Below are 16,442 nucleotides of genomic sequence, written 5' to 3' on the forward strand. Positions count from 1 at the left end.
GCCCCCGGTCAGGGCTGGGTGTCGACGAGATGCGAGAGCACGTCGTCGCCCCAGATCACGCCGACCAAGGCGCCCAGCAGCATGAACGGGCCGAACGGGAAGTGCCTCGAGGTGGTGAGCCTGAGCAGCCGCAACGGCACCCACGCCAGAGCGCCCATCAGGAACCCGATCCACAGACCGAACGTCCACTCGCCCCAGCCCAGGTATCCCAGGGCCAGCCCGAGGATGTTGGAGAGCCGGACGTCACCGAACCCCATGCCACCACCGGGCAGGAACCAGAGCAGGAAGAAGACCACGAGGGCGATGGCCTGGCCGATCAGCCCCCGCACCAGGTCGTCGAAGCCGTCGGTGACGACACTGCCGACCGCGGCGAGCAGGAGGACGACGGCGTAGGCGGGCCAGATGATCTTCGTGGGCAGCAGCCAGGTCCGGAAGTCGACCACGGCCAGAGCGACGCCGACCGGTGCCAGGAAGACCAGGTAGGTCACCGGCCACACCCAGCCCAGGACCAGGCCGATGATCCCCGCGATCACGCCGGCGGCGAGCGCACACTTCCAGGCGAGGCCGGGCAGGGCCGCCATGTCGGCGTAGAGCTCCTTGGGCGGGATCGGATCGCTCGCCGCGGCGACCTCCGCAGCCTCCACCGCGCTCGGGTCGGACACCTGGTCGGACCCGGGGTCGGGCACTGGCTCGAGCACCGGTTCCGGCTCGGGCACCCAGCGGATCAGGGCGGGCACGAACCAGCCGCCCACGACCCCGATCAGCGCACACACCAGCGCAGCGTCCACCTGCATGAGCCGAACCCTATCCAGCCAGGGCGGCGTTGCCAGCCGTTCGCAGAACCTCGACCGGTACGGCGTGCCCGGTGAACAGGGCGACCTGCAGCGCGGCCTGGTGGACGAGCAGGTCGAGCCCGCTGACCAAGGTGCGACCCGACGCCTGCGCCGCGGCCGCCAGCGGCGTCGGCCAGGGGTGGTAGAGGACGTCGAAGACCACCGGCGCGTCCCTCCAGCGCTCCACCAGGGCCTGGTCCTGGGCCTCGGCCGGGATCGTGGAGACGAGGAGGTCGGTCGCGTCGCCGGGCCCCGCCAGGTCGACGTACCTCACCTGGGGGGCCGCCGGGTGCCCGGCGACCAGGCGCAGGGTCTCCTCGGCTCGCTCGGCGCTGCGCGCCATCACGGTGATCTCGGTGCAGCCGAGATCGGCGAGCGCGAGCCCGACCGACGTCGCCGTCGCACCGCCTCCCAGGATGGTGGCCCGGCCCAGCGGGCCGGCATGGTGTTCGCGGATCGCGGCTGAGGCCCCCGGGACGTCGGTGTTGTGCGCGACGCGGCGGCCGTCGTCGAGGACCAGGGTGTTGGCCGCAGCGGCCAACCGCGCGGTCGCGGTGAGCTCGTCGGCCAACGGCACCAGCTCGCGCTTCAGGGGCATCGTGAGCGACAGGCCGCGCCAGGAGTCGTCCAGGCCGTCCAGGAAATCGCCCAGGCCACCTGAGGCCACCCGGATCGCCTCGTAGGTCCAGTCCAGACCGAGCTCGGCGTACGCCGCTCGATGCAGGACCGGAGACAGCGAGTGGGCGATCGGGTCACCCAGGACCGCGCAACGGGTGGTCATCAGCAGGCGTCGGAGGTCTCGCAGTACTGCAGGTACTCCGCCTTGTAGGTGTTGAACTCCTCGAGCGTCGAGGCGAACTTCGTCTTGCCGGTCTTGAGGTTGACCGTGACGTAGAACAGCCAGTCGCCGTCGGCCGGATGGGCAGCGGCATCGATGGCGTCGTCGCCTGGCGACTCGATGGGTCCCGGCGGCAGCCCGGGGTATTTGCGGGTGTTGTACGGCGAGTCGACGTCGAGCTCCTCCTCGGTCAGTGCGACGCCGAGCTGCTTGCCCAGGGCGTAGCTGACGGTCGCGTCGATCTGCAGCTTCCCGTTGGTGATGCCGTTGTCGGGGTTGTCGAGGCGGTTGTAGATGACCCGGGAGATCTTCGGCATGTCGTCGCCGCGGCCCTCGGCCTCGATGAGGCTCGCGATCGTCATCAGCTCGGCGGGCGTGCGGCCCAGGGCCTCGGCCGATGCCTCGAGGTCGGCGGCCTCGGCGGCCTGTCGCCAGCGGTCGACCATCGCCTTGAGCATCGATGTCGGCGTCGCGGTCGGCGCGAAGGCATAGGTCGCCGGGAAGAGGTACCCCTCGGCGTTGCCCTCGGCGTAGGCCGGCAACCCGAGCTTGCCTGGGGAGTCGAGGACTTTGTTGAACTGCTTCTTGGTGAAGTCGGTCTTCTTGGCCAGGGTCGCCACGATGTCGACGAGGCGCAGGCCCTCGGGGATGGTGACGCTGTTCTCGATGAGGTTCGCCGGGTCGACCATCAGCTCGACGGCGTCACTGGCCTTCATCTCCTTGCGGAGCTGGTAGTAGCCGACCTGGATGCCGGTGGAGTCGGGGTTGGCGGCGAAGGCATCGGTGAAGGCGGTGACGCTCTTGACCACACCCTTGGCCTTGAGGGTGTTGCCGATGTCAGCACCGGTGTCGCCCTCCTGGACCTCGACCAGCACCTGCCCGGTGCCTGGGCCTGGGTAGTCCTCGGGGCCGCCGAACCGGTCGGAGATGGCCTCGACCCCCTTCGAGATGGCGAAGTAGGCGACGCCGGCAAGCAGGGCCAGCGCAACCAGGACGGCGAGGCATCCGGAGAGCCCCCGTCCCTTGCGGTGACCTCGGCGATCCTTCGGCCGCGGGTTCCCCGAGGACTGTTCGTCGTCAACGCCCAGACCCAGCTCACTCATTGTCAACCTCGACGATCTCTCCGGGCACGCGCCCGGAGCTCCGTTCGGTGTCCAGCGCATGCTGGAGGATCACCACTGCTGCTACCTGGTCCACCACGGCCCGTCGCTTGGTCCCCTTGCGTCCCCGCTCACGCAACATCGACTCCGCTGACACCGTGGTCAGGCGTTCATCACACAGCCTCACCGGCACGGGAGCAATTCGGCGCGCCAAGGTCAGCGCGAACTCCCGGGCCTTCACCGCGGCCGGACCCTCCCGGCCGGACAGCGATCTGGGGAGTCCCACGACCACCTCGACGGCCCCCTCCTCCAGGACGATCGCCGCCAACCGGGCGAGGTCGCCGGAGGCCCGAGGGACCGTCTCGACCGGCGTGGCCAGATAGCCGGACGGGTCACTGCGGGCCACCCCGATGCGGGCGTCGCCCGGGTCGATGCCGAGACGGGTACCGTGCCTCACGCGGGCTGATCCGAGAGGCGGGCGACCTCGGTCCGCACCAGGGCGAGAGCCTCGTCCAGGCGACTGGCATCGGCTCCACCCCCCTGGGCGACGTCGTCCTTGCCACCGCCCTTGCCCCCGATCAGGGGGCCGACGGCGCGCACGAGCGCGTTGGCCGAGACCCCGCGTTCGCGGGCGGTGTCGTTGACGGCGGCCACGACGGACACCTTGTCGTCCACGACCCCCATCACCACCACCACACCGGGATCTCCCGCGGGCAGCCGGCCGCGGACGTCGAGGGCCAGCTGGCGAGCATCACCGGCACTGGCGCCGTCGGCACGGTGGGCCACGACGCGGACCGGTCCGACCAGGGTGGCCTGCTCGGCCAGCTGGGCACCGGCGCCCAGCAGCTGCTTGACCCGGAACTGCTCGATCTCCTTCTCCGCGGCGCGCAGCCGTCCCACGATGTCGCTGACGCGCTCGGGCAGCTGCTCGGGGCGCACCTTCAAGACCTCGGAGAGCTGGTTGACGAGCACATGCTCGCGGGCCAGGAACCGGTAGGCATCGCCACCGACGAGCGCCTCCACCCGGCGTACGCCGGAGCCGATGGAGGACTCCCCCATCAGCTTGACCACGCCGAGCTGGCCGGACCGGCCGGCATGGGTGCCGCCACACAGCTCGCGGGCCCAGTCACCGACCGAGACGACGCGGACCTGGTCGCCGTACTTCTCACCGAAGAGCGCCATCGCCCCCGACTTCACGGCCTCGGCCTGCGTCATCACCTCCGCCTGGACGGCGAGGTCGGCGATGACCAGATCGTTGACCCGCGCCTCGACCTCACCCATCACCGAATGGGGGACCGCGCCGGTCGCGGAGAAGTCGAAGCGGAACCGCCCGGGGGCGTTCTCGGAACCGGCCTGGGTGGCCGTCTCGCCCAGGGCTTCACGGAACGCCTTGTGCACCATGTGGGTGGCTGTGTGGGCGCGCGAGATGGACAGCCGTCGTTCGGTGTCGACGAGTCCCTGGGCGCTGTCACCCAACGCGACCTCGCCGGACAGCACCCGGACCCGGTGGACGATGAGCCCGTTGATGGGCGACTGCACGTCGCGCACCTCGAGGCGAGCACCGTTCTCGAGCTCGATCAGCCCCTGGTCGGCCAGCTGGCCACCGCCCTCGGCGTAGAACGGCGTCCGGTCGAGCACGACCTCGAGCTCGTCGCCCTCGGTCGCGGAGGACACCACCTCACCGTCGGCCACCAGACCACGCACGGCCCCTTCGGAGACCACGTCGGTGTAGCCGGTGAACTCCACCGCGCGTCCCAGCGAGTCCGCCACCTCGCGGTAGGCGTGGGCATCGACATGGGTGCCCTTCTTGGCCTTGGCATCAGCCTTGGCGCGGTTGCGCTGCTCGGTCATGAGCCGTCGGAACTCGTCCTCGTCGACCGTCAGTCCCTGCTCGGAGGCCATCTCCAGCGTGAGGTCGATCGGGAAGCCGTAGGTGTCGTGCAGCGCGAAGGCCTCGGCTCCGGCCAGCCGGTCGCCGCCCGAGCTCTTCAGCCGGGTGGTGGCGAGATCGAAGATCTGGGTGCCGGCGCGCAGGGTCTGACGGAACGCGTCCTCCTCGGCGTAGGCCACCGACGAGATCCGCTCCCAGTCGCGGTGCAGCGCGGAGTAGGTCTCACCCATCTTGTCGCGACTGACCGGGAACAGCTCGGGCAGGGCGCGGTCCTCGTAGCCCAGCAGCCGCACCGAGCGCACCGCACGACGCAGGAGTCGACGCAGGACGTAGCCGCGGCCCTCGTTGCCCGGGGTGACCCCGTCGCCGATCAGCATCATGGCCGACCGGACGTGGTCGGCGATCACCCGGAAGCGGACGTCATCGTCGTGGTCGGCACCGTAGCGGCGCCCGGTCAGCGCTTCGGCTCGTTCGATCACCGGGAACATGACATCGATCTCGTACATGTTGGGCTTGTCCTGCAGCAGGAACGCGACCCGCTCCAGCCCCATCCCGGTGTCGATGTTCTTCTTCGGCAGCGAGCCGATGATGTCGAAGTCCTCCTTGCTGCGGACCGCGCTGAGCTCGTCCTGCATGAAGACCAGGTTCCAGAACTCCAGGTAGCGGTCCTCCGCCCCGAAGTCACCGTCGGCGCCGTAGTCCGACCCACGGTCGATGAGGATCTCCGAACAGGGGCCACCGGGTCCCGGCACGCCCATCGACCAGTAGTTCTCGGACTTGCCCAGCCGCACGATGCGATCGTCGGGCAGTCCGGAGATCTTCTTCCAGAGGGCGACGGCCTCCGGGTCGTCCTGGTAGACGCTGGGATAGAGCCGGTCCTCGGGGAAGCCCCACCCACCATCGGCCACGGGCTTGGTGACCAGGTCCCAGGCCAGCTCGATGGCACCTTCCTTGAAGTAGTCACCGAAGGAGAAGTTGCCGCACATCTCGAAGAACGTGCCGTGCCGGGTGGTCTTGCCGACGTCCTCGATGTCGGGAGTGCGCACACACTTCTGCACACTGGTGGCGCGCTTGTAGGGCGGTGTCTCCTGCCCCAAGAAGTAGGGCTTGAACGGGACCATGCCGGCGTTGACGAAAAGCAGGTTGGGGTCGTCGAGCAACAGGGAGGCCGACGGGACTGCCGTGTGGCCGGCGGCTTCGAAGTGCGCAACGAAGCGGCGGCGGATCTCGGCGGTGTCCATCAGTGCTGTCCTCTGTCCTGGTCGTGTATGTCGGTGGTCGAGCTTGTCTCGGTGGTCGAGCTTGTCTCGGTGGTCGAGCCCGTCTCGGTGGTCGAGCCCGTCTCGGTGGTCGAGCCTGTCTCGGTGGTCGAGCTTGTCTCGGTGGTCGAGCTTGTCGAGACCACAGCCCGATGCCGACCCCCCTCCAGCTCGGGAGTTCCATGAGGCACCAGACCGAACCGCACCCGCAACTCGGTTTCCTTCTCCGCGCTGCCCTGGGCCACCTCGTCGCGCAGCATCCGGGCACCCAGGGACAGGGCGTGGACCCGGTCACGCATGCCGTCGACGGTGAGCGCTTCGGCGGCTCGGCGTCCGCGCACCATCGCATAGATGCCCGCGCCCGCCCCGGCCACGAACCACAGGCCTCGACTCATGCGGCGTCCTCGTCGGCGGTGTCGAGTCCCGCGCGCTGGCGGGCCTCCCACTCGCGCAGGGCGGCCTTGGTGTCGGCACGACGCTGCTTGCGCGACCGCTTGACCTCACGTTTCATCTCGAACCGGATCCGGTTGCGGCTCTCCGGTGACAGCGCCCGCCGTACGCCGTGCGAGAGCGACGCGGCGCGCAGCACCGTCTCGCGCAGCACGATGTCGGCGAAGAGTCGGCCCTCGATGCGGGTCGGCACCGGGGGCTCGTCGGCGACCTGGCCGATGCCGGTGATCAGGAACTCCGGGGCATCGACCTGGCTCGTCGGCTCGGGAGGCGGCTTCACCTGGGCGGCGAGGAGGTCGACACGCGAGCGGAGTTCGAGCGCCTCGAGACGGGCCTGCTCCAACTCGCCCCGCGTGCGGCGCAGCTGCACGAGGATCGCAACGACGGCAAGGCCCAGCACTGCCACGAGGGCAGCCCCCAGGATCTCCACCACCACAGGCCCGTTCACAGTGCCCGACCCTATCGCGGCGAGCCTGAGCCGCGAATGAGCCGTCGGATCCTCTCCCATCGCTCCTTGATCGCGGCCTCTGCCCCCAGCGCGGTGGGTTCGTAGTACTCGGCGTCGAGCAGTTCGTCGGGGGCGTACTGCTGCTCGGCCACCCCGAACGGCTCGTCGTGGCTGTAGAGGTAACTCGACCCATGGCCGAGGTTCTTCGCCCCGGCGTAGTGGGCGTCGCGCAGGTGGGCGGGGACCGCGCCGATCTTCCCGGCCTTGACGTCGCTCTGAGCCGCGTTGATGGCCTTGATCACCGCGTTCGACTTGGGGGCGACCGCCAGGGCGATGGTGGCCTGGGCCAGCGTGAGCCGGCCCTCCGGCATCCCGATCAGCGCGACGGCCTGGGCTGCAGCCACCGCCGTGGTGAGGGCCGTCGGATCAGCGAGCCCGATGTCCTCACTGGCCAGGATCACCAGACGGCGCGCGATGAAGCGCGGGTCCTCGCCTGCCTCGACCATGCGCGCGAGGTAGTGCAGCGCCGCATCAGCGTCGGAGCCGCGCACGGACTTGATGAAGGCCGAGGTGATGTCGTAGTGCTGATCGCCCTGACGGTCGTAACGAACCGCTGCCTGATCGACGGCGGTCTCAGCGGTGCTGAGGTCGATGACGGTGGAGCCCTTGGACTGGGCGGCACCCGCCGCGGCCTCCAGATAGGTCAGGGATCGCCGTGCGTCTCCGCCGGCGAGGCGGATCAGATGAGCCGCCGCGTCGTCCTCGAGGGTGAAGGCGCCGTGCAGACCCCGTTCGTCGACGAGAGCCTGCTGCATCACCGAACCGACGTCGTCATCGGTCAGTGACTCCAGCCGCAGCAGCAGGCTGCGCGAGAGCAGTGGCGAGATGACGGAGAAGAACGGGTTCTCGGTCGTCGCTGCGACCAGGGTGACCCAGCGGTTCTCCACGCCGGGCAGCAGCGCATCCTGCTGGGCCTTGGTGAACCTGTGGACCTCGTCGATGAACAGCACCGTCTCGCGGTTGGTCTGCACGAGCTCGTGGCGCGCAGCCTCGATCGCCGCGCGCACCTCCTTGACGCCCGCCGACACCGCCGAGACCTCCACGAACCGGCGGTCGGTCTGCTGGCTGAGGATCGAGGCGATCGTCGTCTTGCCGGTGCCGGGTGGCCCCCACAGCAGCAGGGACATCGACTGATCGCCCTCGATGAGCTGCCTCAGCGGCGAACCCTCGGCGCGCAACTGTGACTGCCCCACGAGTTCGTCCAGGGTACGTGGGCGCATCCGCACGGCCAAGGGTGCTGCCGCATGGCGAGCTGAGGACAGCGAGCCCGACCCGCCAGTCGAACCGGCCATGTCGAACAAACCGTCCACCGTCAGGCTCAGGCCTTCTTCATGGTCTTGGCCTCGAGGTCGAACCAGGTGTCGGAGTAGCCCGGGTTGTTGCCGAGGTCGGTCGCGGGTGCGACGCCGGGGTCGGGGTTGCCGCTGTCGTCCACGCCGAGCAGCCGTGCGGTCATCGGCTTGTCCGGGTGGTCACCGAGCGGCCCCGGGAAGTGGCAGGCCACCTTGTGCCGAGGCCCGATCTGCATCAACGGCGGCTCGACCCGCGCACAGATCTCCTGCGCGAGCGGGCAACGCGTCCGGAACCGACAGCCCGAGGGCGGGTTGATCGGGCTCGGCACGTCGCCGGTGAGGCGGATGCGCTCGCGCCGACCGCCCACCGAGGCCTGCTTGACGTCCGGTACAGCGGAGAGCAGTGCCTGCGTGTAGGGGTGGTTGGGTCGACCGTAGAGCGACTCACGGTCGGCGATCTCCACGATCTTGCCGAGGTACATCACCGCCACCTCGGGGCAGAAGTGACGCACGATCGCGAGGTCGTGGGCGATGAACAGGAACGCGATCCCGAACTCTTTCTGCAGATCCTGGAGCAGGTTGATGACCTGGGCCTGGATCGACACGTCGAGGGCCGAGACGGGCTCGTCGGCCACCAGCAGCTTGGGCTGCAAGGTGAGGGCGCGGGCGATGCCGATGCGCTGACGCTGGCCGCCGGAGAACTCGTGCGGGTAGCGGTTGTAGTGCTCGGGGTTGAGGCCCACGACCTCGAGGAGCTCCTGGACCCGGGCCAGGACCTTGTTCTTGGGCACGACCTTGTGGATCAGGAGCGGGGCAGCCACGATCGCGCCAACACTGTGTCGCGGGTTGAGCGAGGTCGCCGGGTCCTGGAAGATCATCTGGATCTCACGGCGCAGCGGCAGCAGCTGGCCGGCGCTGAGGTTCTCGATCTGCCGGCCGTCGAACTCGATCGAGCCGCCGGTCGGTTTGTACAACCGGGTGATCAGCCGGCCCGTGGTCGACTTGCCGCAGCCGGACTCTCCCACCAGGCCCAGCGAGCCACCCGTGGGCACTTCGAAGGAGACGCCGTCGACGGCCTGCACGTGACCCACGACGCGGCGGATGACACCGCTGCTCTTGATCGGGAAGTACATCCGCAGGTTGTCGACCGTCAGGATCGGCTTGGCGGAGAAGTCGGCCTGGGTGGCGGCGTGGCCGACCACTTGCTCGACGGGTGGCGTCACGGGACTGGCGGACTCGGTCATTTGTCCTCCTCGACCAGATCAGGTGCGATCTCGGGCAGGATCTCGGTCTGGTAGACCGCGTCCGGGTTGGTGAGATGGCAGCGTTTGGTGTGCTGTCCCCCGCTGCGAGCCGGGGTGAGCTCGGGCAGCTCGGTGCGGCACAAGTCTCCGGGCACCTTGTCCCGGTGCATGCACCGGGGGTGGAAGGCGCATCCCGGCGGCGGGTTGAGCAGGCTGGGCGGGTTGCCCGGGATCGGGATCAGTCGCGCGTTGGTGTCACCCATGACGTCGGGCACGCTGGAGAGCAGGCCCCACGTGTACGGCATCTCCGGGTGCGTGAGGATCTCCTTGCAGGGGCCGTACTCGACCGCCCGGCCGGCGTACATCACCAGGACGTCGTCGGCCATCTCAGCCACGACTCCTAGGTCGTGGGTGATGATGATGACCGCGGAGTTGAACTCACGCTGCAGGTCCTGGAGCAGGTCGAGGATCTGAGCCTGCACCGTCACGTCGAGCGCCGTCGTCGGCTCGTCGGCGATCAGCAGACCCGGGTCGTTGATCAGGCCCATGGCGATCATGGCGCGCTGGCGCATGCCGCCGGAGAACTGGTGGGGGTAGTCATCGACCCGACGGTCCGGCTGCGGGATGCCGACGCGCTCGAGCATCTCGATGGTGCGGGTGCGGGCCGCCTTCTTGGTGACGTCGTTGTGCACCCGATAGGCCTCGGAGATCTGGTTGCCCACGGTGTAGTAGGGGTGCATCGCCGACAGCGGGTCCTGGAAGATCATGGCGACCTCACCGCCACGCAGCAGCCGCATCTCCTCGTCGCTCACCGTGAGGAGATCCTCGCCCTCGAGCAGGATCTTGCCGCTGACCTGGGCCGAGGTCCCCCGCTGCAGGCCCATGATGGCCGAGCTGGACACCGACTTGCCGGAACCCGACTCCCCCACGATGCCGAGGGTCTCGCCCCGCTCGAGGTCGAAGGAGAGGCCGTCGGTGGCCTTCACGATCCCGTCCGGGGTCGGGAAGTGCACTTTCAGGTCCTGGACGGACAGGAAACTGGTCACAGGGGCCTCCTCAGCCGACGCGGACGCGCGGATCGATGACGGCGTACAGCAGGTCGACGATGATGTTCGCGGTGATCACGAAGAAGCCCACCAGGACCACGATCCCGATGATGGTGGGCAGGTCGAAGGTCTTGTTGGCGTCGTAGAACAGCTTGCCGAGACCGTTGTAGTTGAACACCGTCTCGGTGATGATCGCGCCGCCGAGCAGACCTGCGAAGTCCAGGCCGGCCATCGTGACCAGCGGCGTGAGTGCTGCGCGGAGGCTGTGCTTGAAGAGCACCCGGCGCGGCTTGAGCCCCTTGGACATCGCGGTGCGCACGTAGTCCTCGTGCATGGACTCCAACACGAACGCCCGCGTCATCCGGACGTAGGCAGCCATGAACAGCACGGCCAGCGTGATCCCGGGTAGGAGCAGTCCTTGCAACCAGGTGAGGACTCCTCCGTCCGCGATCGAGGTGTAGGTCGGAATCGGGACGACTTGCCACTTGATGGCTAGGAACTTGAGGAGGAAGAGCCCGGTGAAGAAGGCCGGGAAGGCGAACAGCACCAGGGAGACGCCCACGATGCCGCGGTCTATGATCGTGCCCTTTTTGACCGCTGCCAGGACTCCGAACCCGACGCCCCCGAGAATCCACATGATGAACGCGGCCAGCGTCAACGACAGGGTGATGGGGAAGGCGTCCTTGATCTCGTCGGCCACGAGTTTGGAGTTGACCACCGAGTAGCCCATGCACGGCGCGGGACACGAGGTCACCAGCTGCGGTGCGGCTTCACGGATCGAGGGGTCGTCGGGGTATTCGCGTCCGGCCACGATGCCGCGCAGGAAGTCGGTCCACTGCTGGACTGCTGGCTTGTTGTAGCCCAGGGCCTTGCTGGTCTGCTCCTGGAGCGCCGGCGAACAGTTCTTGCCGCAGGCGTAGCGCGCCGGGTCGATGGGCGAGGCGAAGAAGAGGATGAACGTCACGAGGCTCATCACCAGCAACATGATGACGCCGATGAAGCCACGGCGAATGATGTACGCGAGCAAGGGACCACCTCGGAGATTCAGATAGCACGAGTGGGTGGGGAAGAAGGCCCTGAGAGACCTTCACCCCTGTCGGGCGACCGCCGAAGCGGCCGCCCGACCGGGTGTATCAGTGTGATGCTAGTTGTTGCTCGGTGTTCAGTTCTCCACGCCGATGGGGCCGAGGTCGGGGAACATCGACGAGGCAGGAGTGCCCACGAAGCCCGTGACCTTGGAACCGTTGAGGAAGTAGAACTGAGCGATCTCGAGCGGGATGTAGGCAACATCCTTGCCGAGCTGGATGTCAGCCTCCTGCAGGGCGGCCGTCTGGTCATCCAGGTTCGCCGCGTTGGCGGCCTTGTCGACCAGAGCGTTGAACGCGTCGCTCTTGTAGGCGCCGTAGTCCTGACCATTGGAGTTGGCGGTCAGGTTCGGGCGGCTGTCGAACAGCGGCGCCGTGACGGTGATGGCCGACGGCCAGTCAGCACCCCAACCGCCCCACATCACGTCGCTGTCGTTGTCCGGCTTCTGGATGACGTCGTAGTAGGTGTCACCCAGGGCGTCGAGTGTGACGTCGAAGCCCGCCTTGTCCCAGGTCTCCTTCAGCGCAGCGGCCTGCTTGTCAGCAGTGTCGGTCTGCGGGTAGGTGAACTTGATCGGGTAGGGCAGCGTCACGCCGGCCTCTTCGAGCAGCGCCTTGGCAGCCTCGGGGTCACCGGACTTGTCGCCTTCGAACGCGGGGTTGGGCTGGTAGCCGACCACGGCCGGGTTGACGATGGAGTCAGCCGGAGCGTAGGCCTTCTCGCCACCACCGGCGTTGATCCAGCCGGTGGCGTCAGTGGCGACCTTGAGCGCTTCGCGCACCTTCGGGTCGGTCAGGCGGTTGAAGTTCGGCACCAGGTAGTCGACGTACGGCGACGCGAACAGGCTGGAGCGCTCAGCGACCGCACCCTCGATCTGGGTGTAGTAGGCCGGGGGGATGCGCTGGCTGGTGACGGCGTACTGGTCGTCGCCGCTGTCAGCGATCAAGCGGTCGTAGATCGTCTCGGTGGTCTGACCGATGTCCATCTTGATGGTGTCGGGCAGTGCCTTGCGGACGTCGGTCGAGTCGGTCGCCGGGTCGTAGTTCTCGTTGCGAACGAACGTGGCGCCCTTCTGCTTGTCCCACGGCGCCTGCAGCTTGTAGGGGCCGTTGGAGAAGATCTGGTAGTTCGACTTGTCGCCCTGGTCCTTGTCGGCACGGTAGGGGTCCATCATGTGCAACGCGGCGATGGCCAACGGGAAGTCGGGCCACGGCTTGTTGAAGTTGTAGGTGATGGTCTGACCGTCGCAGGTCACAGCCTTGTCGAACAGGTCCTGGCCGTCGCCCTTGTAGGGACCGTTGTAGGCCGGCAGGCCGGTCTTCGGGTCGGTCGGGATGTCGAGGTAGCTCAGGAGGTAGTTGGGACCACCGGTGATGACGTCGGTCGCGAACACACGCGAGGCGCCGTACTTGAAGTCCTCACACGTGATCGGCTTGCCGTCTTCCCACTTCACGTCGTCCTTGACCGTGAAGGACCACTTCTTGCCGCCGTCCTCGGACGTGCCGGTGTCGGTGGCCAGGTCTGGGACCGGCGTGTTCGAGACCTCGGGGTCCTCCGAGATCGGGAAGGTGACCAGCTGGCGGTAGGTGAGCCGGCTGAAGTTCGAGATGTCGCGCCCGACGTAGATGCGCTGAGGGTCGACGTGCTCGATCGGCGCAAACATGTAGTAGATCAGGTTTCCGCCAGCGGTTCCCTCCTTCGACCCGGAGGCATTGTTGGTGTTGTCGTCACTCGAACCGCCACCGCAGGCAGCGAGGCCGGTCGCCAACGCCACAGCGGCGGTGACCGCGAGCATCCGCTTTCGATAGTTGACCATTACTTCTCCTTGAGTGTGTGTCGCGCCTGGTAAGGCGGCACAATCGACGACTCTGTGTCGCCGAAACCAGTGGTGATCAACGCCCCGACTTCGGGTCGAGAGCGTCACCCATTCCGTCGCCGAGCAGGTTGAAGCTCACGACGATGATCATGATGAGGAAGGCAGGGATGAAGAAGAACAGGAAGTCGGCCGACGAGTAGGAGATCGACCCCTTCAGGATGTTGCCCAGCGTCGGGGTCGGCGGCTTGATGCCGACGCCCAGGAAGCTCAGGGCGGCCTCGGCCGAGATGTAGGTCGGCATGGTCAGCGTGAAGGTGACCAGCAGCGGCGCCCACAGGTTCGGCAGGATCTCCTTGAAGTAGAGCCGCCGACGCGAGGCACCCAGCAGGATGGCGGCGTCGATGAACTCGCGCTCGCGGATCGACAGCACCTGGCCACGGATCAGCCGCGCGACGTAGGGCCAGCCGAAGAGGCCGAGCACCAGCATCACGTAGAGACCGTTGGACACGTCTCCGGCCGGCACTCCCCAGTCCTCCAGGACCTGCACCGCGGGACCCGAGAGGGCCAACAGCATGAGGGTGGAGGGGAAGGACAGCGTCAGGTCGATGCCGCGGCCGATGATCGAGTCGGTCCAGCCCCCGGTGTAGCCCGAGATGATGCCGAGCACGGTGCCGATGATCATCGCCACCAGCGTGGCCGACAGCGCGATCGTCAGGGAGAAGGTGATGCCGTACCAGACCCGCGACAGCACGTCACGTCCGGTGCCGGGCTCGAGACCGAGGGGGTGACTCCAGCTGATGCCGCCGAAGGCCCCGATCGGCAGGCCACCGTTGGACGGGTCGAGCTTGTCCTGGTGGAAGGTCGTCGGGTCGAGGACGCCGAAGTGCACGAGGAAAGGTGCCGCGATGCCGGCCATCAGATAGACCGCCACCACCGTGAACGAGATCATCGACAGCCGGTCCTTGCGGAACCGGGTCACGGCCAGCTGAGTGGGAGACCGGCCGGCAATCGGTGCGGGAGCCGCCTTCTCTGCTGGAAGCGTCTCGAGCTCAGATCCCGGAGAAGTCATGTCACCCCGTCAAGGTCGGTCGGGCCGCGGACAAGTGTTCAGCACGTGTTGCGGTCAACCCCGCGCCGTGGGCGACTCTATGTGACCTTTACCCCACATGCGATCACCGACCGGTAACAATCTGGTCTCGACCACTGAGACGTCGGCGGAGAAGTTCTCCCCTAGTGCATGTCCGGCGACGAAATTTCTTTCGGCTTCGCATCCACACCGGCTTCCTTGCGCTGTTCTGGCGTGATCGGAGCCGGAGCAGCGGTGAGCGGGTCGAAGCCGCCACCGGACTTCGGGAACGCGATCACGTCGCGGATCGATTCGCTGCCCGACAGCAGCGCCACGATTCGGTCCCACCCGAAGGCGATCCCACCGTGCGGCGGCGCACCGAAGGCGAAGGCGTCCAGCAGGAAGCCGAACTTCTCCTGGGCCTCCGCCTCGCCCAGCCCCATCACACTGAAGACCCGGCGCTGGATGTCCTCGCGATGGATACGGATCGATCCACCGCCGATCTCGTTGCCGTTGCAGACGATGTCGTAGGCCCAGGCCAGTGCGTTGCCCGGGTCGGTGTCGAAGCCGTCCATGTCCTGCGGTGAGGTGAAGGCGTGGTGCACCGCCGTCCAGGCACCGCTGCCGACAGCGACGTCACCGGCCGCCGTCGCGTCCCCGGCAGGCTCGAACAACGGGGCGTCGACCACCCACAGGAAGCTCCAGGCGGACTCGTCGATCAGCCCACCTCGGCGGCCGATCTCGAGGCGGGCGGCGCCGAGCAGCGCACGACTGCTCTTCACAGCACCCGCGGCGAAGAACACACAGTCACCGGGGGCAGCGCCCACGTGAGCGGCAAGACCCGCCTTCTCGGTGTCGCTGAGGTTCTTGGCCACCGGGCCGCCCAGCTCACCGTCCTCCTGGACCAGCACGTAGGCCAGGCCGCGGGCGCCGCGCTGCTTGGCCCACTCCTGCCAGGCATCGAGCTGCTTGCGGGGCTGGCTGGCGCCCCCCGGCATCACGACGGCACCCACGTAGTCGGCCTGGAAGACCCGGAACGGGGTGTGGGCGAAGTAGTCGGTGCACTCGACCAGCTCGAGACCCATCCGCAGGTCGGGCTTGTCGGACCCGAAGCGGGCCATCGCCTCGGCGTACGTCATGCGCGGCAGGGGGGTGGGCACGTCATACCCGATCAGCTCCCAGAGCGCCACCAGGATCTTCTCGCCGACAGCGATGACATCGTCCTGCTCGACGAAGCTCATCTCGATGTCGAGCTGGGTGAACTCGGGCTGTCGGTCGGCGCGGAAGTCCTCGTCGCGGTAGCAGCGCGCGATCTGGTAGTAGCGCTCCATGCCGGCGACCATCAGGAGCTGCTTGAACAGCTGGGGGCTCTGGGGCAGGGCGTACCAGCTGCCCGGCTGGAGTCGAGCCGGAACCAGGAAGTCCCGAGCACCCTCGGGCGTGCTGCGGGTCAGGGTCGGCGTCTCGATCTCCACGAAGTCCTGGGAGTCGAGGACGTCGCGGGCAGCCTTGTTGGCCTTGCTGCGCAGCCGCAGAGCAGCCGCGGGCCCCGTGCGGCGCAGGTCGAGGTAGCGGTGCTTGAGTCGCGCCTCCTCACCCACGTCGATGTGGTCGTCGATCGGGAACGGCAGCGGGGCGCTGGTGCTGAGCACCTCGACGTCGCTGGCGATGACCTCGATCTCGCCCGAGGGCAGGTTGGGGTTGGCATTGCCGTCGGGTCGGCGGCTGACCTCCCCGGTGATCTTGAGGCAGAACTCGCTGCGCAGGCTGTGGGCCACCTCCTCGTCGCGGATCACCACCTGGACGACGCCGCTCGCCTCGCGCAGGTCGATGAAGGCGACGCCGCCGTGATCGCGACGGCGTGCGACCCAGCCGGCGAGGGTGACGGTCTGTCCGACGTTGTCGGCGCGCAGGGCTCCGGCGTCGTGGGTGCGGATCACTTCAACTGCTCCTTGATGGTGGTCGTGCTGGCTCGGTGGTGGGTGCGGAGGCTGACCTTGGTCCACAACCGTG

General features: G+C 67.9%; 14 protein-coding genes. All 14 read right to left on the bottom strand.

The window, feature by feature from the left end:
• Positions 1-8 precede the first annotated feature (8 nt).
• The 14 genes from AB7I40_RS15365 to aspS all read right to left on the bottom strand — a co-directional run bounded on the left by AB7I40_RS15365 (position 9) and on the right by aspS (position 16,369).
• Entirely contained in the window at positions 9-794 is a 786-nt protein-coding gene (locus AB7I40_RS15365; RefSeq protein WP_428345817.1) for a prepilin peptidase, read from the bottom strand.
• Between the two features lie 10 nt (positions 795-804).
• Complete coding sequence (locus AB7I40_RS15370) at positions 805-1,614, bottom strand: shikimate dehydrogenase (RefSeq protein WP_428345816.1); 810 nt, start codon at positions 1,612-1,614, stop codon at positions 805-807.
• Positions 1,614-2,774, bottom strand: coding sequence for an endolytic transglycosylase MltG (gene mltG, locus AB7I40_RS15375; RefSeq protein WP_428345815.1), 1,161 nt, complete (start codon positions 2,772-2,774; stop codon positions 1,614-1,616). Before mltG ends, AB7I40_RS15370 begins: the two co-directional genes overlap by 1 nt.
• Entirely contained in the window at positions 2,767-3,228 is a 462-nt protein-coding gene (gene ruvX, locus AB7I40_RS15380) for a Holliday junction resolvase RuvX (RefSeq protein WP_428345814.1), read from the bottom strand. Before ruvX ends, mltG begins: the two co-directional genes overlap by 8 nt.
• The gene (alaS, locus tag AB7I40_RS15385) at positions 3,225-5,903 is read right to left on the bottom strand and encodes an alanine--tRNA ligase (protein ID WP_428345813.1); all 2,679 of its coding nucleotides are present in this window, start codon (positions 5,901-5,903) and stop codon (positions 3,225-3,227) included. The genes ruvX and alaS overlap by 4 nt, the downstream gene beginning before the upstream one ends.
• Positions 5,903-6,316 (bottom strand): DUF6167 family protein, encoded by a 414-nt coding sequence (locus tag AB7I40_RS15390; RefSeq protein WP_428345812.1) that lies wholly within the window; start codon positions 6,314-6,316, stop codon positions 5,903-5,905. Before AB7I40_RS15390 ends, alaS begins: the two co-directional genes overlap by 1 nt.
• Positions 6,313-6,819 (bottom strand): hypothetical protein, encoded by a 507-nt coding sequence (locus AB7I40_RS15395; protein ID WP_428345811.1) that lies wholly within the window; start codon positions 6,817-6,819, stop codon positions 6,313-6,315. The genes AB7I40_RS15390 and AB7I40_RS15395 overlap by 4 nt, the downstream gene beginning before the upstream one ends.
• A gap of 11 nt (positions 6,820-6,830) precedes the next feature.
• Positions 6,831-8,171 carry a replication-associated recombination protein A gene (locus AB7I40_RS15400; RefSeq protein ID WP_428345810.1) on the bottom strand — a complete coding sequence of 447 codons (1,341 nt, stop codon included), beginning with the start codon at positions 8,169-8,171 and terminating at the stop codon, positions 6,831-6,833.
• A gap of 26 nt (positions 8,172-8,197) precedes the next feature.
• Positions 8,198-9,415, bottom strand: coding sequence for an ABC transporter ATP-binding protein (locus AB7I40_RS15405; RefSeq protein ID WP_428345809.1), 1,218 nt, complete (start codon positions 9,413-9,415; stop codon positions 8,198-8,200).
• Positions 9,412-10,461, bottom strand: coding sequence for an ABC transporter ATP-binding protein (locus AB7I40_RS15410; protein ID WP_428345808.1), 1,050 nt, complete (start codon positions 10,459-10,461; stop codon positions 9,412-9,414). The genes AB7I40_RS15405 and AB7I40_RS15410 overlap by 4 nt, the downstream gene beginning before the upstream one ends.
• 10 nt (positions 10,462-10,471) lie before the next feature.
• On the bottom strand, positions 10,472-11,488 hold the full coding sequence (locus AB7I40_RS15415) for an ABC transporter permease (protein ID WP_428345807.1): 1,017 nt from the start codon (positions 11,486-11,488) through the stop codon (positions 10,472-10,474).
• Positions 11,489-11,623: 135 nt separating this feature from the next.
• On the bottom strand, positions 11,624-13,363 hold the full coding sequence (locus AB7I40_RS15420; RefSeq protein ID WP_428345806.1) for an ABC transporter substrate-binding protein: 1,740 nt from the start codon (positions 13,361-13,363) through the stop codon (positions 11,624-11,626).
• A gap of 76 nt (positions 13,364-13,439) precedes the next feature.
• Positions 13,440-14,432, bottom strand: a complete 993-nt coding sequence (locus tag AB7I40_RS15425) for an ABC transporter permease (RefSeq protein ID WP_428345805.1) — start codon at positions 14,430-14,432, stop codon at positions 13,440-13,442.
• Positions 14,433-14,593: 161 nt separating this feature from the next.
• Positions 14,594-16,369 carry an aspartate--tRNA ligase gene (gene aspS, locus AB7I40_RS15430; protein ID WP_428345804.1) on the bottom strand — a complete coding sequence of 592 codons (1,776 nt, stop codon included), beginning with the start codon at positions 16,367-16,369 and terminating at the stop codon, positions 14,594-14,596.
• Positions 16,370-16,442 lie beyond the last annotated feature (73 nt).

Source organism: Nocardioides sp., from assembly GCF_050246775.1.
Classification (GTDB): Bacteria; Actinomycetota; Actinomycetes; order Propionibacteriales; family Nocardioidaceae; genus Nocardioides.